This is a genomic window from Streptomyces sp. NPDC048258 (assembly GCF_043201995.1).
Classification (GTDB): domain Bacteria; phylum Actinomycetota; class Actinomycetes; order Streptomycetales; family Streptomycetaceae; genus Streptomyces.
The window spans coordinates 294,911-315,308 of record NZ_JBICZH010000005.1 but is presented as its reverse complement, the minus strand read 5'-3'; the positions used below and the strand labels follow the sequence as shown (position 1 = coordinate 315,308).

The window sequence follows — 20,398 nt, the reverse complement described above, 5'->3', positions numbered from 1 at the left end:
GCCCGTCGGCGCAGCCCTGCCCCGGCCCCGGCCCGTCGGCGCAGCCCTGCCCCAGCCCCTCGTCGGCCGTCGGCGCTGCCCTGCCCCGGCCCCCGGCCGGGCCGCGGGCGGCGCTCCGGCCGGCTCGTGCGGGATGCGCCATTCGGCCAGTGACGCGCGCCCCTCGCCCCGGCCCCGTACGCCGCGACCACGGCACCGGTACGCGCCTTCGCGCCGCTCGGCACCGCCCCCGCAACCAACTCGACTCCGGGCAATACCAGTTGAAACCCGCCACCCAGTGGACTGGACCTTGACGTGGAGCTGTGCGTACCGGTTTGCTGTGCGTGATCATCCGGATCGTCAGCGAAACGGCTTGATCTCGTACCACCCGGCCGGACAACTCCCGTGCGCCATACACCTGTTCCGGCCATCGTTCGCACCGTGCCCGCCCGCGTCCTGGAGGGAAACCCGCGGATGTCCCCGCCTCCGCCGCCCCTCGGCCGCGCCCGCAAGCGCGACGCCCAGCTCTTCGACCCGGCCCTCTGCGACGCCGAACTCGTCGACGTACGCTCCCAGTTCACCCAGGGCCGCTGGTCCCGGGCCCGGTCCCTGCTCGTCGGCACCGGCGACGACTGGGACCGCCGCGGCCACCGCGTCGTCGTCCTCGCCGAGACCCCGGCGGCCACCGCCTGGGCCCGCGAATGGCTGCTCGCCGAACCCGAGAGCGCCGACGCCGCCACCCTCCTCGCCTGCGCCGCCGTCTTCACCGCCCTGCGCCGCAAGGGCACACCGGCCGCCGCCGAGGAAGCCTGCCGCCGGGCCGCCACCCTGCTCCCCGCCGACCCCACCCCCTGGCTCGGCCTCCTGCTCCTGTCCAAGACCTTCGGCAGCGAGGAGGAGTTCAGCCGCCACTTCGACCAGGTCCGGGCACGCCACCGCGAGCACCACCACGCCCACCACCTGATGGTCGCCAAACTCGCCGAGCACACCCCCGCCGCCGGCCAGGACCCCCTCCACGAGGTCTACGACTTCGCCGCCTGGGCCGCCGAGGAGTCCCCGGCCGACTCCCCGCTCGCCGTGCTCCCCGTCATCGCCCACGCCGAGCGCTACCGGGTGCTCGCCGCCACGCACGGCCACAGCCCCCAGAGCGCCGCCGCCCACTGGTCCGGCCGCCGCGCCCGCCAGGTGCTGCGCTCCGCCTTCGACTGGTGGCTGGAGTGGGAGCGCGAGGACCACCCCCGCAACCGCGTCGACCTCAACTTCCTCGCCCACGCCAAGCTCTGCGAGGGCCGCCCCGCCGAGGCCGCCGCCCTGTTCCACCGCATCGGCAGCCACGCCACCCGCGCCCCCTGGTCCTACCCGGACCTCGACCCGCACAAGGCCTTCCTCGCCGCGCGCAGCGCCGCGCTCGGCACCGCCTGACACCGCACCCCCGAAAGCCCCCGCACCGCCCACACCCCCGAAAGGACGCCGCCATGCCCACGGGCAGATCGACCACGCTCCAGGACCCGGCCGAGATCCGCACGTACAAGGGCCAGGACCGCGCCCTGCGCGCCGACCGCCTCGGCACCGCCGGCCTGCTGCTCTCCGTACTCGCCGCCAGCGCGCCCCTGATGGTGGTCGCGGGCGTGATGCCCACCACCTTCGGCGTCATGGGCATCGTGGGCCAGCCGCTGCTCTTCGTCATCCTCGGTGCCGTCCTCGCGCTGTTCAGCATCGGCTACGCCGAGATGAGCCGCCACGTCCACAACGCCGGCGCCTTCTACGCCTACATCGCCCGCGGCCTCGGTCCCACGGCGGGCGCCGGGGCCTCCCTCGTCGCCCTCGTCGCGTACAGCGCCATGCAGGTCGGCGTCTACGGCATCCTCGGCTTCGAGATATCCGGCCTCTTCGCCACCTACCTGAAGATCGAACTCGCCTGGTGGATACCGGCCCTGCTCGCCGTGGCCGCCACCGGCGCCCTCGGCTGGCTCAAGATCGACCTCAACGCCAAGGTGCTCGGCGTCCTCCTCCTCATCGAGTGCGCCCTCGTCGTCGTCTTCGACCTCGCCGCCCTCGGCAAGCCCGGCGCCGAAGGCCTCTCGCTGCACGCCTTCAACCCCGAGACCCTGAGCGGCCCCGGCCTCGGCACCGCCCTCTGCTTCTGCATCGCCGCGTTCGTCGGCTTCGAGCAGTCCCCGGTGTACGCCGAGGAGACCAGCAAGCCGCACATCGTCGTCTCCCGGGTGATGTTCCTCGCCGTCGGCTTCGTCGCCCTCTTCTTCGCCCTGAGCGCCTGGGCCCTGACCGTCGCCACCGGCCCCGCCGAGGTCGTCAAGACCTCCGCCGAGGCCGGCCCGGGGCTGCTCTTCCAGCTCACCGAGGAGCGGCTGGGCGCCACGTTCACCGACGTCCTGCACGTCCTCTTCGTGACCGGCATGTTCGCGGCCATGCTCAGCTTCCACAACGTGGTCGCCCGCTACGCCTTCGCGATGGGCCGCGAGGGCCTGCTCCCGGCCGCCTTCGGCCGGACCAACGCCGGTACCGGCGCCCCCGGCACCGGCTCCCTCCTGCAGACCGCCATCGCCGCCCTCGTCGTGATCGCCTTCGCCGTCACCGACGACCTGCCCGCGGGCGACCCCACGGCCCCCGTGCTGCACCTGTTCACCTGGATGGGCAGCGTCGGCGCCCTCGGTGTGACCCTCCTCATGGCCGCCGCCTCCTTCGCCGTCATCGCCTTCTTCGTCCGCCGCGGCACCGCCGGCGCCCAGGTCTGGCGGCTCGTCGCGGCCGGCGCCGCCGGTATCGCGCTGCTCGCCATCGCCGTCTACACCGTGAAGGACTTCGGTGTCCTGGTCGGTGCCGAGGAGGGCTCCGCGCTCAGCTGGGCGCTGCCGGGCATCATCGGCGCCGCCGTCGTGACCGGCCTGGTCCACGGGGCGGTGCTGCGCAGCCGGCGCCCCGAGGTGCACGCCCGCATCGGCCTGGGCAACGAGGCCTTCCGCCTCGACCAGGCGGCAGAGGCGACCACCGCCGACTGAGCCCAGGGCCTGGCTTTCCAGCGCCCATGAAGCCCCCGACACCCCTTTCCAAGGTCGTCGGGGGCTTCGGTGCGTGTGGGCCGATTTTGGCGGCTGGCGGACCCCCATGGTCTCCTGGGGCGATCAAAACGACCGAACCGCTGCACAGGGGACACCACCCAGCTCCCCTGCGCGGCGGTCCGGGCCTGCCTGTCCGACCCCCACGAAGGCGAAGTCATACATGAGTGACCGCACCTTGACCGAGGCTCCGGCCCCGGCGTCTTCCCGCCATGTCGACGCCGGTGACGAGGGCTACAGCAAGGACCTCAAGTCCCGCCACATCAACATGATCGCGATCGGCGGGGCGATAGGCACCGGCCTGTTCCTCGGCGCCGGCGGCCGCCTCGCCGGAGCCGGCCCCTCCCTCGCGATCGCCTACGCGGTGTGCGGGGTCTTCGCCTTCTTCGTCGTCCGGGCCCTCGGCGAGCTCGTGCTCTACCGCCCCTCCTCCGGAGCCTTCGTCTCCTACGCCCGCGAGTTCATGGGCGAGAAGGGCGCCTACACGGCCGGCTGGCTGTACTTCCTGAACTGGTCCACGACCACCGTGGCCGACATCACGGCCGCCGCGACCTACGCCCACTTCTGGTCGCTGTTCACCGACGTCCCCCAGTGGGTCCTCGCCTTCATCGCCCTCGCCGTCGTCCTCACCGCGAACCTGATCTCGGTGAAGTACTTCGGCGAGATGGAGTTCTGGTTCTCCCTGGTCAAGGTCGCCGCCCTGGTCGTCTTCCTGATCGTCGGCATCTGGCTCGTGGCCACCAGCCACGAGATCGGCGGCCACACCCCGGGCCTGGACTCGATCACCGACAACGGCGGCCTCTTCCCCTCCGGCGTCCTCCCGATGCTCCTGGTGATCCAGGGCGTGGTCTTCGCGTACGCCTCCGTCGAGCTCTGCGGCGTCGCCGCCGGCGAGACCGAGAACCCCGAGAAGATCATGCCGAAGGCGATCAACTCGATCATGTGGCGCGTGGGCCTCTTCTACGTCGGCTCCGTGGTCCTGCTCGCGCTGCTGCTCCCGTACACGGAGTACAGCTCCGACCAGAGCCCCTTCGTCACCGTCTTCGACAAGCTCGGCGTCCCCGGCGCCGCCGGCGTCATGAACCTCGTCGTCCTGACGGCCGCCCTCTCCAGCCTGAACTCCGGCCTCTACTCCACCGGCCGGATCCTGCGCTCGATGGCCATCTCCGGTTCCGCGCCGAAGTTCACCGCCCGCATGAACAAGGGCAAGGTCCCCTACGGCGGAGTCCTGTTCACCGCCGCCTTCGGCGTCGCCGGTGTCGTCCTGAACTACTTCATGGAGGAGGAGGCCTTCGAGCTCGTCCTCAACTTCGCCTCGCTCGGCATCCTCGGCACCTGGGCGATGGTCATGATCTGTTCGCTGTTCTTCTGGAGCCGCGCGAAGCAGGGCCGGGTGGAACGCCCCGCCTACCGCCTGCCCTGGGCCCCGTACACCCAGATCGTCACGCTGGTCTTCCTCGTCGCGGTCCTGGTCCTGATGTGGTGCGACGGCGGTGTGGGCCGCACCACGGTCATGTTCGTCCCGGCCATCGGCGCCGCCCTGGTCGGCGGCTGGTTCCTGGTCCGCCGCCGCGTGGCCGCCCTCGCCGCCGCCCGCGACTGACCGTCCCGGCCGTCCTGCCCGTCCACGGGGTCCCGCTACGCGCGGGGCCCCGTGGTCGTTTCCGCACGGGTCGCGGGCAACGAAAAAGGACCCCGCCGAAGCGGGGTCCTTCTCTTGTGTCCGAGGGGGGACTTGAACCCCCACGCCCGATAAAGGGCACTAGCACCTCAAGCTAGCGCGTCTGCCATTCCGCCACCCGGACAAGGTGTCTGTCTCGCGTCCCTCGCGGGCCGTTCCGACGTGGAAAACATTACCAAACATTCCGGGGTCCTCGATCACCCCCCGGGCGGCCGGGGATCGCCCTTGGGGAGAACGGCCGGGAGCGGGAGGATGGAGTCAGTTCGGTACTGATCAGTGGGAGGAAGCAGCGTGAGCGAGTCGAGCGCGGGCAGGACCGTCTCCGGCGAGGACGAGGTCGTCGACCTCTGCCGGGACCTCATCCGGATCGACACCAGCAACTACGGGGACCACTCGGGCCCCGGCGAACGCAAGGCGGCCGAGTGGGTCGCGGAGAAGCTCGCCGAGGTCGGGCTGGAGCCGCGGATCTTCGAGTCGCACAAGGGGCGCGCCTCGACGGTGGCGCGGATCGAGGGCGAGGACCCCTCCCGGCCCGCGCTGCTCATCCACGGGCACACCGACGTGGTTCCGGCCAACGCCGCCGATTGGACGTACGACCCGTTCGCGGGCGAGATCGCCGACGGCTGCCTGTGGGGCCGCGGCGCCGTCGACATGAAGGACATGGACGCGATGACGCTGGCCGTCGTACGCGACCGCATGCGCAGCGGGCGCAAGCCCCCGCGCGACATCGTGCTGGCCTTCCTCGCCGACGAGGAGGCGGGCGGCATCTACGGGGCCCGGCACCTCGTCGACAAGCACCCGGGGCTCTTCGAGGGCGTCACCGAGGCCATCGGCGAGGTCGGCGGCTTCTCCTTCACGGTGAACGAGAACCTGCGGCTCTACCTCGTGGAGACCGCGCAGAAGGGCATGCACTGGATGCGGCTCACGGTGGAGGGCACCGCGGGCCACGGCTCCATGACCAACAACGACAACGCCATCACGGAGCTCTGCGAGGCCGTGGGGCGGCTCGGACGCCACCAGTGGCCGGTGCGCGTGACCAAGACCGTACGGAGCTTCCTGGACGAGCTCTCGGACGCGCTCGGCACCCCGCTGGACCCGGACAACATGGACGCCACGCTCGCCAAGCTCGGCGGCATCGCCAAGATGGTCGGCGCGACGCTGCGCAACTCCGCCGCTCCGACCATGCTCGGCGCCGGCTACAAGGTCAACGTCATCCCCGGCCAGGCGACGGCCCACGTCGACGGCCGCTTCCTGCCGGGCTACGAGGACGAGTTCTTCGCCGACCTCGACCGCATCCTCGGCCCCCGGGTCAAGCGCGAGGACGTGCACGGGGACAAGGCGCTGGAGACGGACTTCGACGGCCGTCTGGTCGACGCGATGCAGGGCGCCCTGAAGGCGGAGGACCCGATCGCGCGGGCCGTCCCGTACATGCTCTCGGGCGGTACGGACGCCAAGTCCTTCGACGACCTGGGCATCCGCTGCTTCGGCTTCGCGCCGCTGCAGCTGCCGCCCGAGCTGGACTTCGCCGGGATGTTCCACGGCGTGGACGAGCGGGTGCCGGTCGACGGGCTGAAGTTCGGCGTGCGCGTCCTCGACCGATTCATCGACAACGCCTGAGAATCGCAGAGGTGTGCGCAAACCACTGAGAAGAGTGAATGCACTCATACGCTCGTAGCCCTGGTGATCCTTCCTCGTTACAGGTGGTGCGGTCCGCGGCTGGGACCGCAATTGCCTACTAGGAGGAACAATGATCAAGAAGGTTGTCGCCGCTGCGGCTGCCACCGGTGGCCTGGTTCTCGCGGGCGCGGGTCTGGCTCACGCCGACGCCACTGCCCAGGGTGCGGCCATCGGCTCCCCCGGTGTCCTGTCCGGCAACGTGCTCCAGGTCCCGGTCCACGTGCCGGTCAACGTGTGCGGTAACACGGTGAACATCATCGGCCTGCTGAACCCGGCCTTCGGCAACACCTGCGTCAACGCCTGACGCGTCTGAAGTCTTGGGCCCCGGAGCGCATTCCAGCGCTCCGGGGCCGCTGGGCTTTCCGGCCCGATCGATCATCTTCGGCGCATCAGGCAGGGGAACCGAAGCGCCGACGTACACACAGCAGGGGACGAGACACATGCGACGACCGGTACAGGTCACCAGGAAGAGCCTGATCACCATGGCGGCCGCGGGGGGTGTTCTGGCGCTGGGCGGAGGGTACGCACAGGCGGACGCCGGAGCCTCCGGCCATGCCGCCAATTCCCCGGGCCTCCTGTCCGGGAACAACGTCCAGGCGCCCGTGGACGCACCGGTGAACGTCTGCGGCAACACCATCGACGTCATCGGGCTGCTGAACCCGGCCTTCGGGAACCACTGTTCCAACGGTCCGGACCACGGCGCCGAGCCGGGGAAGCCCGACCACCCCGGCAACCCGGGCACCCCGGGCCACCCCGGAAACCCGGGCACTCCCGGAGGTCACAACCCGGACACCCCGGGTCACCCCGGTCACCCCGGTCACCCCGGTCACCCCGGTCACCCCGGTCACCCGGGCACCCCGGATCACCCGGGCACCCCGGGCCATCCCGGTAACCCGGGAGGCGGCGACGACGTACCGTGCGACGACCACCCGGAGCACCCGGGCACGCCCGGCGGTCACACGCCGAGCACCCCGGACAAGCCGAGCACGCCGGGTACGGAGACCGGTCCCGCCACGGGCCCCGTCACGCCCGCCACCCCCGTCACGCACCCGGCCCAGGGGCTCGGCGCGAGCGTCGGGACCCCCGGCCCGTCGGAGCCGGCCGGTCTCGCCGCCACCGGCGCCGGTGACGTCCTGACCTCAGGCCTCCCGCTCGCCGGCGGCCTGCTGCTGGGCGGCGCCGTGCTCTACCGGCGCGCCCGCAACGCCGCCTGACGGCTCTTCACGACGCGGGTCCTGCCCCCAGGACCCGCGTCACCAGGTGGCGCGGACCTGGCGGATGATCCGGCGGCGCAGTCGCACACGGCGGCTGCCGTCCCGGTGCAGGGTCAGGCGGTCGAGCTCCCAGTTCCCGTACTCGGCATGATCGGTCAGCAGGCGCGTCGCCTCCTTGCGAGGGACGCCGCGGGGCACGTACACGTCGACAAATTCGTATTCCGGCATCGCATCTATTGTGCGGGCAGAGCCCTGCTACGGATAGCGTCTGCTCTATGTCTGATGCCGCTCTGCCCACTGTTGCCGAGGTACGCGCCGCCGCCGAGGCGGTCAAGGCCGCGCTCGACCGCCACCTCGCCGCGGTCGAGCGCAGGACCGGGGACGAGGACCCGGACGTCTACGCCGCGTTCAACGAACTCGCCGCCGCCGCCGAGGAGTACGACGAACTCCTCTACGACCGCTACGACGAGGTCACCCCCTTCGAGATCCCCACCCCCGAGGACGGCGTCCCGTACACCGGTCCCGCCGAGCCCGCCGCCTTCAGCGTGCTCATCCGCCGCGACTACGCCGTGGTCGAGCCGCCGCGGCTGATCGCCCAGGCCGAGCGCGTCGCCGCGCACGACCGGGAGGCCGAGCTGGTCCACGACGGCGGCACGGCCGGCGCGCTGGGCGTGCTCTTCGGTGAGTACGAGCCCGACGAGATCGCCTCCCGCTACAAGGAGTTCGGGCTGGAGGAGGGCGACTCCACCCTGTGGATCGCGGCCTCGGAGGAGGTCGCCGAACCGGGTGAGTGGCTCAACTCGCCCTTCGGCAACACCGATCCGGAGGACGTGCTGCACCGGTTCGACGTCAGCGCCGTATTCGACGAAGAGGCCGACGAGTTCGACGAGGACGAGGGTGAGGACGAGGACGAGACCGCGGAGCCGGGGTTGACCACGGCCTGATCCGACGCGGTCCCCGCCCCTCGGGGCGGGGACCGTCCGCCGGTTACTCCGGCTGCCCGCCCGCCGCGGCGAGGGCCGCCAGCAGGCCCGTCAGCCGGGTCGTGCGCGGCTTCGGCAGCACCTCCGCCACCGCACGCGGCAGCGCCTGGTCCACGCCGTGCACCACGGACAGGTGCCGCTCGGCCCGCCCGAACGCGGTGTACACCCAGTCCCGGGACAGCGCCTGCGCCGCGTCACCGGGCAGTACGACGACCACCGCCGGCCAGCGCGCGCCCACGGCCTGGTGCGCGGTGACCGCCCAGCCGTGCCGCACCTGGGACTCGACCAGCTCCTTCGCTACGACGACCCGCTCGCCCGCCCGGTCCAGGTGCAGGCCCTGCGCGTCGGCCGATACCACCCGGGCCGGCAGGGCCCGCCCGGGGGAGGGCACGTGGACCACCCGGTCGCCGGGGTCGAAGCCGCCGAACCGGCCGGGACCGGGGTTCAGCCGCTCCTTGAGGGCGGCGTTCAGCGCCCGGGTACCCGCCGAACCGCCGTGGCCCGGGGTGATCACCTGCACGCTGTCCGCCGGGATCCCGAAGGCACGGGGCACCGACTCGGCCACCAGCTGCACGGCACGGTGCACGGCCTCCCCGGCGTCGCGCACCGGGACGATGACGACCTCCTTGCCGGGGGCCTCGACCTGGTTCAGCTCCCCGATGCCGACCCCCGAGACCAGCTCGCCCAGGGGGCCCGGGTCCGGGACGCGGGAGACCACCTGGGGGCAGGTACGGGCCGCCAGCAGATCGGCGAACACCCGCCCGGCCCCCGCGGAACCGAGCACCCCGGGATCCCCGGAGAGCACCAGGCGGGCCCCGTCCGGGACGGACTCCACCAGGGCGGCGGCGGTCTCCACGTCCAGCTGCGGCGCGTCCAGCACGATCAGCAGGTCCAGCGCGAACTGTCCGTCGGCGTCCCGGCCGGGCCCCTCCGCCCCGGCGAGCAGCCCGGTGACCGTGACGCCCTCGGCCGAGGGGACGTGCGCGGCCAGGCAGGCGCGCAGGCCGAGTTCGCGGGCGGCGGCCAGCAGGGCGAGCGGTTCGGCGCGGGCGGCCTCGCCGCCGGTGTGCGCGACCAGGCCGTGGCCCGCGACCGCGCGGATCAGCTCGGCGCCCGGTCCGGTGGCGGCCTTCTCCCAGTCGGCCGGGGCGTCGAAGGTGCTGGCGATCCGGGCCAGGCCGTCGGCCAGGCTCTCCTCGGCCATCGCCGAGCCCTCCAGGCCCACCAGGATCCGGACGGGCTGCTCCGTGTCCTCGGTGGTTTCACCCACCGGCGGGCCGACGGGCTCGTGGAACACCAGCACCGACCCCTCGGCGACGGCCTGTTCCAGGGCCTCGGCGGGCTCCGGTACGCCGTACTGGGCGAGGGCCTTCTCCAGGACCGGGGCCTCCAGCGCGGTGTGCCCCTTGAGCCCGGCCTGGACCAGCAGCCAGCCCACCAGGGCGGCCGTGCGGCGCTCGTCGCCCGGACCGGCCTCGGGGCCCAGCAGGGCCCGCGCGAACCCGTCCGCCTGGGCCGGGCGGACGGCGGGCACCGACAGCAGCAGCCAGGGGTTCTCGGTGAGCCGGCCGGCGGCGTCGTCGCCGAGCGCCGCCGCGGCCGGGGCGGCCAGTGCCTCGGGGGCGCCACCGCGGGCCAGGACGGCCCGTACGCCGTCGACGGTGTCGGCGGAGGGGGCGGCGGCCGGCGCCTGTGCCGTCCTGCGGGGCGGCGGCGGCGGAGCGGGGGCAGCCTTGCGCGGCGCGGCCGGGGCCTCGTCGAAGTACACGGCGGGGGGCTTCGCCCCGCTCTCCACGGCCCGTACGGCGGCCAGCAGGTCCGCGGCCTTCCCGCTGAGCTTCGCCCCGGCCTCGACGGGCCCTTCCCGCTCGGCCTTGCGGCGGGCGATCCGCTCCCGCTCGACCTTCTGCGCGGCCAGCTCGGCCTGCGCCTCGCTGAGCTCGGGCTGTGCCGGTGTCTCGGTCCCGGCTTCGCCGTCGGCCTCCTCGGATGCCTCCGCCCCGGCAACGGGGGCGTGCTCCCCGGATCCGTCGGCGCCCTCAGGGCCGTCTGTCGTGGCCTGTTCGTCGGTCTCGTGGGTGGGCCCTGCGGGGCTTTCCCCCACCCCGCCCCTTCCCGAAACCATGGGCTCCGCCCCTGGACCCCGCTCTTCGGCTTCGTCGCGGGCAGGGCCTTCGGCCCCCTCCAGCGGCTCCGCCGCCGGAACCTCGTCCCGGCCTGCGGCGGGCGCCTGCGGCTCGGGGTTCCGGGGCTGTGCCTCCGGAACCCCGGGGGCTTCGCTGCGGGCAGCGCCTTCGGCTCCCTCCGCCGGGTCCGTGGTCGGTACGGCCTGCGCCGACGGCTCGGGGGCCGGGGGTTCCGCGCCCGGACCGCCTGCACCGGTTTCGGCGTCGGCCAGGGGTTCCGGGGCGGCGGCTCGGGTCATGGGGGTGTCCTCCGTGCTGTTCGGTCCGGCCTGGGCCGAGTCGGGGCCGGCTTCCTCCGCGGCGGCGGCTTCGGATTGGCGGTCCGTACTCACAGCGTGCTCCAGTCCTGATCGGGGTAGCGGTGCACGGGCGCCGAAACATCGTCCAGCGCCCGGCAGATCTCCTCCGGAAGACTAAGGGCCTCCACCGACAGAGCCGCCGCGAGCTGCGCCGACGTCCGCGCGCCGACGATCGGCGCGACCACCCCCGGCCGGTCGCGGATCCACGCCAGGGCCACCTGGAGCGGGGTCACGGCCAGCCCCTGGGCCGCCGTCACCACCGCGTCCACGATGCGGCCCGCGGCCTCGTCCAGGTACGGGTCCACCAGGGCGGCCAGGGTCTCCGAGGCGCCGCGCGAGTCCGCCGGGGTGCCGCCCCGGTACTTGCCCGTCAGGACCCCGCGCCCCAGCGGGGAGGAGGGGAGGAGCCCGATGCCCAGGTCCAGCGCGGCGGGGAGCACCTCCCGCTCCACGCCCCGCTGGAGCAGCGAGTACTCCATCTGCGTCGAGGCCAGGCGGGTCCGTACCCCCGGGGCCGCGAGCTGCCAGGTGGCCGCCTTCGCCAGCTGCCAGCCGCAGAAGCCCGCCACCCCGGCGTACCGGGCGCGGCCGCTGCTCACGGCCAGGTCCAGTGCTTGCAGGGTCTCTTCCAGCGGGGTCGCCGGGTCGAAGGCGTGCACCTGCCAGAGGTCGACGTAGTCGGTGCCCAGCCGGTCCAGCGAGGCGTCGAGCGCGGCCAGCAGGTGCCCGCGCGAGCCGTCGAAGCGCCGGTCCGGATCCGACACGCTGCCCGCCTTGGTCGCGATCACCAGGTCCCGGCGCGGGACCAGCCCGCCCACCAGCCGGCCGAGGAGGTACTCCGCCTCCCCGCCGCCGTACGCGTCGGCCGTGTCGACGAGCGTGCCGCCCGCCTCCCAGAACGTCTTCACCTGTTCGGCGGCGGCTTCCTCGCCGGTGTCGCGGCCCCAGGTCAGGGTGCCGAGGCCGATCCGGGAGACGCGCAGTCCGGTGCGGCCGAGATGCCTCTGCTCCATGAGCGCTGAGACTACTGGGGCGCTGACGGATGGGCTCCGGGCGCGCTACAGTCCCCGGACATGCACGTTACTGATCGGTAAATCGGTAAGGGGACGACAATGCGGCTCGGCATCAATCTCGGCTACTGGGGTGCGGGCATGGACGCCGACAACCTCGCCGTCGCACAGGAGGCCGACCGCCTCGGCTACGACGTCTGCTGGGCCGCCGAGGCCTACGGCTCCGACGCCCCGACCGTCCTCGCCTGGGTCGCCGCCCAGACCGAGCGGATCGACGTCGGCTCCGCGATCCTCCAGATCCCGGCCCGTCAGCCCGCCATGACGGCCATGACCGCGGCCACCCTCGACTCTCTCACCAAGGGCCGCTTCCGGCTCGGCCTCGGCGTCTCCGGCCCGCAGGTCTCCGAGGGCTGGTACGGCGTCAAGTTCGACAAGCCGCTCGCGCGGACCCGGGAGTACGTGGAGATCGTCCGCAAGGCGATGAGCCGCGAGCGCCTCTCGTACGAGGGCGAGCACTGGACCCTGCCGCTGCCCGACGGCCCGGGCAAGCCGCTGAAGCTGACCGTGCACCCCGAGCGCGAGCACATCCCGCTCTACATCGCCGCCATCGGGCCCAAGAACCTGGAGCAGACCGGCGAGATCGCCGACGGCGCGCTGCTGATCTTCCCGGCCGCCGAGCACCTGGAGGCGACCGCGCTCACCCACATTCGGGCGGGCCGCGAGAAGGCCGGGCTGACCATGGACGGCTTCGACGTGTGCCCGACCGTGCCGCTGGCCCTCGGCGAGGACGTGCCCGCGCTGGCGGACATGTTCCGCCCGTACACCGCCCTGTACGTGGGCGGCATGGGCAGCCGGAAGCAGAACTTCTACAACCAGCTGGCCCAGCGCATGGGCTACGAGAAGGAAGCGGCCGAGATCCAGGACAAGTACCTGGCGGGCGACAAGACCGGCGCGGCCGCGGCCGTCCCGCATTCGCTGATCGACTCCACCACCCTGCTGGGCCCCGTGGAGCGGATCGCCGACGGGATGCGGGCCTACGCGGAGGCCGGCGTCACCACTCTCACGCTGGCCCCGGCCGGATTCACCCTGGACGAGCGGATCGCCGCCCTGCGGGCCGGCACCGAGGCCATGGAGCTGGCCGGTCTCGCCTGACCCGCGCCGTTCGAACATCTGGTCCTGCGGCCGTGGTGGGGGCTCGGGGGGTCTTCCCCGCCACGGCCGACACAGCCAACAACGCGCCGGGCGGCCCCCGGGTTACGCGCCGGAGGGCCATCCCCGGCTTCGTTCATTCGGACGAGTAGCGCGACCCCTCGGTTGCCCGCCCCGGCAACCGGCGTTTGACTCGTTGCATGCTCTCTGCCCGCAGCCTGTTCCAGGAGATCGTCGACAGCGACGACGCCTTCCAGCTGTTCTGCTCCATCGCCGCCAGCGGGGAGTCCCAGGGCGGCTGGGAGAACGCGCGCATCGCGGCCCTCGTGCCGGAGTCGATGCGCGACCTCGCGCCCAAGATCACCCGGCACGGCGCCGACGAGGACAAGCACGGCCGGATCTTCAACGCCCTGCTCCGCAAGCGCGGCCTGCCGCCCGTGCCCGTACCGCCCGAGACCGACTACACCATGCTGCTGGAGCGGCGCGGCATCGGTCTCGCGCACGAGAAGCTGCGCCGCGACGAGCCGCTGACCGAGCGCGACATCGTGGTCTACCTCTCGCACAGCCGGGTCACCGAACAGCGCGCCGCCGACCAGATGGACATGCTGGTCAGGAACTTCGGCGACCACCCCGAGGTCGGCAAGGCCATCCGCATGATCAGTCATGACGAGGACAACCACCTCGCCTACTGCCACGAGGAGTTGCTGCGCCTGGCCCGCGAGGGGCACGGTCGCACCATCCAGCGGGTGCTGCGGGAGAGCGCGCTCGTCGAGATCGCCGTCTACCGGGACGTGAGCCTCGCCGTCATGGACCACATGGGGCGGCTGCTGCGCTGGCCCGCGCCGAAGGCGGCCGTGCTCGCCGCCGGGATCCGCGGGATGTACGCGTACGAGCGGTTCAGCGGCTGGCACCGGATGGTCGGCCTGACCATGCCCGAGCGGCGCGACGCGCTGGGCGGCGCGGCGCTCACCTCTCCCGAGTTCGTGTAACCCCGCAACCCCCGTCCGGGCGCCGCGGGCTACAGCCAGCCGCGGCGCTTGAACATGCGGTGCAGGCCCAGACACGCGACCACCATGACCACGACCACCGCCGGATAGCCCCAGGTCTGCCGCAGCTCCGGCATCACGTCGAAGTTCATCCCGTAGATCCCCGCCACCATCGTGGGGACGGCCGCCATCGCCGCCCAGGCCGAGATCTTGCGCATGTCGTCGTTCTGCCGGACGCCCATCTGCGCCAGGTGCGCGGCGAGCGCGTCCGACAGCAGCCGGTCCAGGCCCTCTATGTACTCGTTCGCCTTGGTCAGGTGGTCGGCGACATCGCGGAAGAACGGCTGGGAGTGCTCGTGCACGAAGGGCACGCTCCCGAAGGCGAGCCGGTTCATCGGCTGCAGCAGCGGGCTCGTCGACCGGCGGAACTCCAGCACCTGCCGCTTGAAGCCGTAGATCCGGGAGGCGGTGTTCTTGGTGTCGGAGGCGTTCGGGGCGAAGACCTCGGCCTCCAGCTCCTCCAGGTCCGCCTGCAGCTCGGACGCCACCTCGATGTAGTGGTCCACCACCGCGTCGGAGACCGCGTACAGCACCGCCGTGGGGCCGTGCCGCAGCACGTCGGGCTCCTGCTCCAGGCGGCGGCGTACGGCGGCCAGCGGAGCCCCCTCGCCGTGCCGGACGGTGACCACGAAGGAGTCGCCGATGAAGACCATCAGCTCGCCGGCGGTCACCGTGTCGGTGTCGTCGTCGTACATCACCGGCTTGAGGACGACGAACAGCGAATCGTCGTACACCTCCAGCTTCGGGCGCTGGTGCGCGGTCAGCGCGTCCTCCACCGCCAGCGCGTGCAGCCCGAACTCGCTGCGGACGTACTCGAACTCCTTCTCCGACGGCTCGTGCATGCCGACCCAGAGGAAGGCGTCACCGGCCGCCCGCGCCTCGTCCAGGGCGTCCGAGAAGTCCTCGGGTCCCTCGGTGCGGCGGCCGTCCCGGTAAATCGCGCAGTCCACAATCACGCGGGGCATTCTTCCCTGCCCGGGCCCCGCCCGCACACCGGCGGCACCGCTCAGGACCTGTCCGGCCGGTCACGCCGGGCTGGTGGGGTCTGGCACGCACTCCCCCAGACTCCGTCCGGGGGGACCCCCAGCCGCGTTGTCGTCGGTCACCGACGTCCCCCAGCTACCGCTGGGAGGTGCCCCCACCGCGTCGATTCCCTCCTCCGCCTTGCGATCGCACGCACCAGACCCCGCTCACTTTTCCGGCGTGACCGGCCGGACAGGTCCTACGCTGGGCGCCATGGCCACGCTGATCCTCGTACGACACGGGCGGTCCACCGCCAACACCGCTGGGCTGCTCGCCGGATGGACCCCGGGAGTGGCCCTCGACGAGCGCGGCGCCGAGCAGGCCGCCGCCCTGCCCGGAAGGCTGGTGGGGGTGCCGCTCGCCGCCGCCGTCACCAGCCCGCTGCAACGCTGCCGGGAGACCCTCGCACCGCTGCTGGCCGCCCGGCCGGACCTGGAGGTGCACACCGACGAGCGGATCGGCGAGTGCCACTACGGCGACTGGTCGGGCCGCAAACTCTCCGAGCTCGCCGAAGAACCCCTGATGAAGGTCGTCCAGCAGCACCCGTCGGCGGCCGCCTTCCCCGGCGGCGAGTCCATGCGCGCCATGCAGGCGCGCGCCGTGGAGGCCGTCCGGGACTGGAACGCGCGGATCGAGGAGGAGCACGGCGCCGACGCCGTCTTCCTGATGTGCTCCCACGGCGACATCATCAAGTCCCTTGTCGCCGACGCCCTGGGCATGCACCTGGACCTCTTCCAGCGCATCCACGTCGACCCCTGCTCGGTGACCGCCGTCCGCTACACGCCCACCCGGCCGTTCGTGTTCCGGCTGGGCGACACCGGGGACTTCGGCTCGCTCGTGCCGCGCTCCGAGACGCCGGACAAAGCAGTGGAAGACGGCGGGAACGCGGTCGTGGGAGGCGGCGCGGGCGCGGCGTGATCGAACGGCGCAGTAGGGTGGATGGGCCCACACACGAGCAGCCCTGCCCTGCCGCCGAGACTTGGAGACGGACGTGCCCCGTCAGGTGTTCCTCTACGACCCCCCGGACCGCTTCGTGGCCGGCACGGTCGGTCTGCCGGGACGCCGTACGTTCTTCCTGCAGGCCTCCTCCGGCCCCCGCGTCACCAGCGTCTCCCTGGAGAAGACCCAGGTCGCGGCGCTGGCCGAGCGGATGGACGAGCTGCTGGACGAGGTCGTACGGCGCACCGGCGGCAACGCCCCGGTCCCGGCCGTCGCCCCCGCCGAGGCCGCCGACACCGCCCCGCTGGACGTCCCGGTCGACGAGGAGTTCCGCGTCGGCACCATGGCACTGGCCTGGGACGGCGAGGAACAGCGCATGATCGTCGAGGCGCAGGCCCTCGTGGAACTCGACGCCGAGTCGGACGAGGATCTCGCCGAGGCGGAGGAGCGGCTGCTCCAGGACGAGGAGAACGGCCCGCCGATGCTGCGGGTCCGCCTCACCGGCGCCCAGGCCCGGGCGTTCGCCAAGCGGGCCCTGGACGTGGTCAACGCGGGCCGGCCGCCGTGCCCGCTGTGCAGTCTGCCGCTGGACCCGGAGGGGCACGTCTGCCCGCGCCAGAACGGCTACCGGCGCCAGGCGTGATCGCCATGGGGGAGATCGAGGAGCTGCTCGCCAAGGGCGAGCTGACCGTCGTCGGCCGGATCCGGGAGGCGTCCAACGCCGTCCTGCTGTGCACCGTCACGCACGGGGGCGTGAGCGCCGACTGCGTGTACAAGCCGGTCAAGGGCGAGCGCCCGCTGTGGGACTTCCCCGACGGGAACCTCGCCCAGCGCGAGGTCGCCGCCTACCTGGTCTCCGAGGCCACCGGCTGGGGCCTGGTGCCCGCCACGGTGCTGCGCGACGGACCGTACGGCGAAGGCATGGTCCAGCGGTGGATCGAGACCCCCGGGGACGAGGCGACGGGCGCCGAGCTGCTCGCGCTCGTCGAGGGCGAGGAGGCGGGGGAGGGATGGAAGCCCGTCGCCCTCGCGGACGTCGGCGAGGGCCGCACCGCCCTGCTCGTACACGCCGACGACCCGCGGCTGCGCCGGCTCGCCGTCCTCGACGCCGTGATCAACAACGGCGACCGCAAGGGCGGCCACCTGCTGCCCGCGCCCGACGGCCGCCTCTACGCCATCGACCACGGCGTGACCTTCCACGCCGAGGACAAACTGCGGACCCTCCTGTGGGGGTGGGCCGGGGAGCCGCTGACGGACGAGGCGCGCGAGGTACTGGCCTCCCTGGCGGCCGGGCTGGCCGAGGGAGCCCCGCTCGCCACCCGGCTGGCCGAACTGATCACCGCGGTCGAGCTGGCCGCCGTACGGGACCGGGTGGCGCATTTGCTGCGCACCGGGATCCATCCGCAGCCGTCCGGGCAGTGGCCCGCGATCCCGTGGCCGCCGGTGTGAACCGGCCAAACGGCAGAGGCACAGATTCGGCCAGACCGCAAGAGTGCCGATCAAGACAACAGTGCAGGTCCGGTTCGTTTCCGGAACATCCGTCCGGTTAGGCTCGACACATGCATGCCTGGCCCGCTTCTGAGGTCCCCGCCCTTCCTGGCAAGGGCCGCGACCTCAAGATCCACGACACCGCGACCCAGGGGACGATCACCCTCGCCCCCGGTCCCGTCGCCCGTATCTACGTCTGCGGCATCACCCCGTACGACGCGACCCACATCGGTCACGCGGCGACCTACAACGCGTTCGACCTCGTACAGCGCGTGTGGCTCGACACCAAGCGGCAGGTCCACTACGTCCAGAACGTCACGGACGTGGACGACCCGCTCCTGGAGCGGGCGCTGCGCGACGGACACGACTGGACCGAGCTCGCCGAGCGCGAGACGGCCCTCTTCCGCGAGGACATGACCGCCCTGCGCATGCTGCCGCCGCAGCACTACATCGGCGCCGTCGAGGCCATACCCGGCATCGTGCCGCTGGTCGAGCGGCTGCGGGACGCGGGCGCGGCCTACGAGCTGGAGGGCGACACCTACTTCTCGGTCGAGGCCGACCCCCACTTCGGCGAGGTCTCGAACCTCGACGCCGAGGCGATGCGGCTGCTCTCCGCGGAGCGGGGCGGCGACCCCGACCGGCCCGGGAAGAAGAACCCGCTGGACCCGATGCTGTGGATGGCCGCGCGTCCGGGCGAGCCGAGCTGGGACGGCGGCTCGCTGGGCCGCGGCCGGCCGGGCTGGCACATCGAGTGCGTGGCGATCGCCCTGGACCACCTGGGCATGGGCTTCGACATCCAGGGCGGCGGCTCCGACCTGGCGTTCCCGCACCACGAGATGGGCGCCTCGCACGCGCAGGCACTGACGGGCGAGTTCCCGATGGCCAAGGCGTACGTACACGCCGGCATGGTCGCCCTGCACGGCGAGAAGATGTCGAAGTCGAAGGGCAACCTCGTCTTCGTGTCGGCGCTGCGGCGGGCCGGGGTCGACCCGGCGGCGATCCGCCTGGCGCTGCTGTCGCACCACTACCGCGCCGACTGGGAGTGGACGGACTCGGTGCTGGCGGACGCGGTGGCCCGCCTGGAGCGCTGGCGCGCGGCCGTGTCGCGGCCGGACGGCATCCCGGCGGACGCCCTGGTCGAGGAGGTCCGCGAGGCCCTGTCGAACGACCTGGACGCCCCAGCGGCGCTCGCGGCCGTCGACCGCTGGGTGGACGCCCAGAACGCCTCGGACGGCGACGACGAGTCGGCCCCGGGCCTGGTCTCGCGAACGGTGGACGCCCTCCTGGGCGTGGCCCTGTAGCCGTCCGCGGGCCGTGCACTGGGGGCTCCGCCCCCAGACCCCGCGCCTCAAACGCCGGCGGGGCTGAGTTTGGCTCCGCCCAGGCCACACGAGAACGCCGGACCGGCCGCACATGCGGCCGGTCCGGCGTTCTCGTTCCCGCGGTGAGGTGCGGATTGCCGCGCAGCGGCAGATTCAGCCCCTCCGGCGTTTGAGGAGCGGGGTGTGGGGCGGAGCCCCACGAAGCCCGGGGGCGCTTGCGCGGCGTCGCCGCACCCGCACCCCGGACCCGCCCGGGCCGGCTAGGCCTCCGGCGGGGTGTCCTCGTCCGGCGGGGGCGCGGCCGGGGGCTGCGGGTCCTCCCCGGAGATGTCCGGTTTGCGCTTCGGGGGGCGCGGGAGGCCGCTGGACGGGTCCCGCAGGTACGAACCGTCGCCCGGTTCCGCCGCCGGGCCCGCCGCCGGGTCCCGGCGGCGCAGGTACCGCTCGAACTCCCGGGCGATGGCGTCGCCCGACGCCTCCGGCAGGTCGGCGGTGTCCCGCGCCTCCTCCAGCGTCTGGACGTACTCCGCCACCTCGCTGTCCTCGGCGGCCAGTTGGTCCACGCCGAGCTGCCACGCCCGTGCGTCCTCCGGGAGTTCGCCCAGCGGGATCCGGATGTCGATCAGATCCTCCAGCCGGTTCAGCAGCGCCAGCGTCGCCTTCGGGTTCGGCGGCTGCGACACGTAGTGCGGCACCGCCGCCCACAGCGACACCGCCGGGACGCCCGCGTGCGTACAGGCCTCCTGGAGGACGCCCACGATCCCGGTCGGGCCCTCGTACTTGGTCTCCTCCAGGTCCATCGTCCGCGCCAGGTCCGCGTCCGAGGTGACCCCGCTCACCGGCACCGGCCGGGTGTGCGGCGTGTCCCCCAGCAGCGCCCCCAGGATGACCACCATCTCGACGCCGAGCTCGTGCGCGAAGGCGAGGATCTCGTTGCAGAACGACCGCCACCGCATGGACGGTTCGATCCCGCGCACCAGCACCAGGTCGCGCGGCTTGGCGCCGCCGATCCGGACCACGGACAGCCGTGTCGTAGGCCAGGTGATCTTCCGTACCCCGTTGTCCAGCCACACCGTCGGCCGGTTGACCTGGAAGTCGTAGTAGTCCTCGGCGTCCAGCGCCGCGAACACCTCGCCCTTCCACTCCCGGTCCAGGTGTGCGACCGCACCGGAGGCCGCGTCACCCGCGTCGTTCCAGCCCTCGAACGCGGCCACCATGACCGGGTCGATCAGCTCGGGCACGCCCTCAAGCTCGATCACCCAGGTCTCCTTCCGAAGTTCCCTTGCGTACGTGGGTCAGCCTAAGCCTTGGAGGGACGTCGGCCA

General features: G+C 72.8%; 18 protein-coding genes and 1 tRNA gene. 13 read left to right on the top strand and 6 right to left on the bottom strand.

Features of this window, described 5'->3' with window-relative positions:
- The first annotated feature begins 453 nt into the window (after positions 1-453).
- The 3 genes from ACGFYQ_RS15170 to ACGFYQ_RS15160 all read left to right on the top strand — a co-directional run bounded on the left by ACGFYQ_RS15170 (position 454) and on the right by ACGFYQ_RS15160 (position 4,659).
- Positions 454-1,401: a hypothetical protein gene (locus ACGFYQ_RS15170; protein WP_393744051.1), complete on the top strand. Its 948-nt coding sequence runs from the start codon at positions 454-456 to the stop codon at positions 1,399-1,401.
- A gap of 53 nt (positions 1,402-1,454) precedes the next feature.
- Complete coding sequence (locus ACGFYQ_RS15165; RefSeq protein ID WP_393743832.1) at positions 1,455-2,999, top strand: APC family permease; 1,545 nt, start codon at positions 1,455-1,457, stop codon at positions 2,997-2,999.
- Between the two features lie 220 nt (positions 3,000-3,219).
- Positions 3,220-4,659 (top strand): amino acid permease, encoded by a 1,440-nt coding sequence (locus ACGFYQ_RS15160; RefSeq protein WP_393743830.1) that lies wholly within the window; start codon positions 3,220-3,222, stop codon positions 4,657-4,659.
- Between the two features lie 117 nt (positions 4,660-4,776).
- Here ACGFYQ_RS15160 and ACGFYQ_RS15155 read toward each other — a convergent pair.
- Positions 4,777-4,861, bottom strand: a tRNA-Leu gene (locus ACGFYQ_RS15155).
- A 167-nt stretch (positions 4,862-5,028) separates the two neighbouring features.
- On the opposite strand from ACGFYQ_RS15155, the gene ACGFYQ_RS15150 reads away from it, so the two are divergent.
- The 3 genes from ACGFYQ_RS15150 to ACGFYQ_RS15140 all read left to right on the top strand — a co-directional run bounded on the left by ACGFYQ_RS15150 (position 5,029) and on the right by ACGFYQ_RS15140 (position 7,628).
- On the top strand, positions 5,029-6,354 hold the full coding sequence (locus ACGFYQ_RS15150; RefSeq protein ID WP_393743828.1) for a M20/M25/M40 family metallo-hydrolase: 1,326 nt from the start codon (positions 5,029-5,031) through the stop codon (positions 6,352-6,354).
- A 130-nt stretch (positions 6,355-6,484) separates the two neighbouring features.
- Entirely contained in the window at positions 6,485-6,718 is a 234-nt protein-coding gene (locus ACGFYQ_RS15145; protein ID WP_393743826.1) for a chaplin, read from the top strand.
- A 136-nt stretch (positions 6,719-6,854) separates the two neighbouring features.
- Positions 6,855-7,628, top strand: coding sequence for a chaplin (locus ACGFYQ_RS15140; RefSeq protein WP_393743824.1), 774 nt, complete (start codon positions 6,855-6,857; stop codon positions 7,626-7,628).
- A 39-nt stretch (positions 7,629-7,667) separates the two neighbouring features.
- Here the strand turns inward: ACGFYQ_RS15140 and ACGFYQ_RS15135 are convergent, their stop codons facing one another.
- The gene (locus tag ACGFYQ_RS15135; RefSeq protein WP_031146791.1) at positions 7,668-7,856 is read right to left on the bottom strand and encodes a DUF5703 family protein; all 189 of its coding nucleotides are present in this window, start codon (positions 7,854-7,856) and stop codon (positions 7,668-7,670) included.
- Between the two features lie 47 nt (positions 7,857-7,903).
- Between ACGFYQ_RS15135 and ACGFYQ_RS15130 the strand changes: the two genes are divergently transcribed.
- The gene (locus tag ACGFYQ_RS15130; RefSeq protein ID WP_393743822.1) at positions 7,904-8,572 is read left to right on the top strand and encodes a hypothetical protein; all 669 of its coding nucleotides are present in this window, start codon (positions 7,904-7,906) and stop codon (positions 8,570-8,572) included.
- Positions 8,573-8,615: 43 nt separating this feature from the next.
- On the opposite strand, the gene ACGFYQ_RS15125 is transcribed toward ACGFYQ_RS15130, so the two are convergent.
- Entirely contained in the window at positions 8,616-11,036 is a 2,421-nt protein-coding gene (locus ACGFYQ_RS15125) for an ATP-binding domain-containing protein (protein ID WP_393744049.1), read from the bottom strand.
- Positions 11,037-11,125: 89 nt separating this feature from the next.
- Positions 11,126-12,109: an aldo/keto reductase gene (locus ACGFYQ_RS15120; RefSeq protein ID WP_393743820.1), complete on the bottom strand. Its 984-nt coding sequence runs from the start codon at positions 12,107-12,109 to the stop codon at positions 11,126-11,128.
- 99 nt (positions 12,110-12,208) lie between these two features.
- Between ACGFYQ_RS15120 and ACGFYQ_RS15115 the strand changes: the two genes are divergently transcribed.
- Both ACGFYQ_RS15115 and ACGFYQ_RS15110 read left to right on the top strand, forming a co-directional pair.
- Complete coding sequence (locus tag ACGFYQ_RS15115) at positions 12,209-13,258, top strand: LLM class F420-dependent oxidoreductase (protein ID WP_393743818.1); 1,050 nt, start codon at positions 12,209-12,211, stop codon at positions 13,256-13,258.
- A gap of 197 nt (positions 13,259-13,455) precedes the next feature.
- Complete coding sequence (locus tag ACGFYQ_RS15110; protein ID WP_393743816.1) at positions 13,456-14,244, top strand: ferritin-like domain-containing protein; 789 nt, start codon at positions 13,456-13,458, stop codon at positions 14,242-14,244.
- Positions 14,245-14,273: 29 nt separating this feature from the next.
- Here ACGFYQ_RS15110 and corA read toward each other — a convergent pair whose 3' ends face one another.
- Positions 14,274-15,266, bottom strand: a complete 993-nt coding sequence (gene corA / locus ACGFYQ_RS15105; RefSeq protein ID WP_393743814.1) for a magnesium/cobalt transporter CorA — start codon at positions 15,264-15,266, stop codon at positions 14,274-14,276.
- Between the two features lie 271 nt (positions 15,267-15,537).
- Between corA and ACGFYQ_RS15100 the strand changes: the two genes are divergently transcribed.
- The 4 genes from ACGFYQ_RS15100 to mshC all read left to right on the top strand — a co-directional run bounded on the left by ACGFYQ_RS15100 (position 15,538) and on the right by mshC (position 19,052).
- Positions 15,538-16,242, top strand: a complete 705-nt coding sequence (locus tag ACGFYQ_RS15100) for a histidine phosphatase family protein (protein ID WP_393743812.1) — start codon at positions 15,538-15,540, stop codon at positions 16,240-16,242.
- Positions 16,243-16,315: 73 nt separating this feature from the next.
- Complete coding sequence (locus ACGFYQ_RS15095) at positions 16,316-16,906, top strand: DUF3090 domain-containing protein (RefSeq protein WP_393743810.1); 591 nt, start codon at positions 16,316-16,318, stop codon at positions 16,904-16,906.
- Positions 16,870-17,712 carry an SCO1664 family protein gene (locus ACGFYQ_RS15090; RefSeq protein ID WP_393744047.1) on the top strand — a complete coding sequence of 281 codons (843 nt, stop codon included), beginning with the start codon at positions 16,870-16,872 and terminating at the stop codon, positions 17,710-17,712. Before ACGFYQ_RS15095 ends, ACGFYQ_RS15090 begins: the two co-directional genes overlap by 37 nt.
- A gap of 110 nt (positions 17,713-17,822) precedes the next feature.
- Positions 17,823-19,052: a cysteine--1-D-myo-inosityl 2-amino-2-deoxy-alpha-D-glucopyranoside ligase gene (gene mshC, locus ACGFYQ_RS15085; protein WP_393743808.1), complete on the top strand. Its 1,230-nt coding sequence runs from the start codon at positions 17,823-17,825 to the stop codon at positions 19,050-19,052.
- 281 nt (positions 19,053-19,333) lie between these two features.
- Here mshC and ACGFYQ_RS15080 read toward each other — a convergent pair whose 3' ends face one another.
- Positions 19,334-20,332, bottom strand: a complete 999-nt coding sequence (locus ACGFYQ_RS15080; protein WP_393743806.1) for a PAC2 family protein — start codon at positions 20,330-20,332, stop codon at positions 19,334-19,336.
- Positions 20,333-20,398 lie beyond the last annotated feature (66 nt).

What these genes read in the sequence shown, in the direction of transcription:
- ACGFYQ_RS15120 (WP_393743820.1), bottom strand. Translation starts at nt 12,109, where the DNA reads ATGGAGCAGAGGCATCTCGGCCGCACCGGACTGCGCGTCTCCCGGATC.
- ACGFYQ_RS15110 (WP_393743816.1), top strand. Translation starts at nt 13,456, where the DNA reads ATGCTCTCTGCCCGCAGCCTGTTCCAGGAGATCGTCGACAGCGACGAC.
- ACGFYQ_RS15160 (WP_393743830.1), top strand. Translation starts at nt 3,220, where the DNA reads ATGAGTGACCGCACCTTGACCGAGGCTCCGGCCCCGGCGTCTTCCCGC.
- ACGFYQ_RS15100 (WP_393743812.1), top strand. Translation starts at nt 15,538, where the DNA reads ATGGCCACGCTGATCCTCGTACGACACGGGCGGTCCACCGCCAACACC.
- ACGFYQ_RS15130 (WP_393743822.1), top strand. Translation starts at nt 7,904, where the DNA reads ATGTCTGATGCCGCTCTGCCCACTGTTGCCGAGGTACGCGCCGCCGCC.
- corA (WP_393743814.1), bottom strand. Translation starts at nt 15,266, where the DNA reads ATGCCCCGCGTGATTGTGGACTGCGCGATTTACCGGGACGGCCGCCGC.
- ACGFYQ_RS15115 (WP_393743818.1), top strand. Translation starts at nt 12,209, where the DNA reads ATGCGGCTCGGCATCAATCTCGGCTACTGGGGTGCGGGCATGGACGCC.
- mshC (WP_393743808.1), top strand. Translation starts at nt 17,823, where the DNA reads ATGCATGCCTGGCCCGCTTCTGAGGTCCCCGCCCTTCCTGGCAAGGGC.
- ACGFYQ_RS15125 (WP_393744049.1), bottom strand. Translation starts at nt 11,036, where the DNA reads ATGACCCGAGCCGCCGCCCCGGAACCCCTGGCCGACGCCGAAACCGGT.
- ACGFYQ_RS15165 (WP_393743832.1), top strand. Translation starts at nt 1,455, where the DNA reads ATGCCCACGGGCAGATCGACCACGCTCCAGGACCCGGCCGAGATCCGC.
- ACGFYQ_RS15135 (WP_031146791.1), bottom strand. Translation starts at nt 7,856, where the DNA reads ATGCCGGAATACGAATTTGTCGACGTGTACGTGCCCCGCGGCGTCCCT.
- ACGFYQ_RS15140 (WP_393743824.1), top strand. Translation starts at nt 6,855, where the DNA reads ATGCGACGACCGGTACAGGTCACCAGGAAGAGCCTGATCACCATGGCG.
- ACGFYQ_RS15145 (WP_393743826.1), top strand. Translation starts at nt 6,485, where the DNA reads ATGATCAAGAAGGTTGTCGCCGCTGCGGCTGCCACCGGTGGCCTGGTT.
- ACGFYQ_RS15170 (WP_393744051.1), top strand. Translation starts at nt 454, where the DNA reads ATGTCCCCGCCTCCGCCGCCCCTCGGCCGCGCCCGCAAGCGCGACGCC.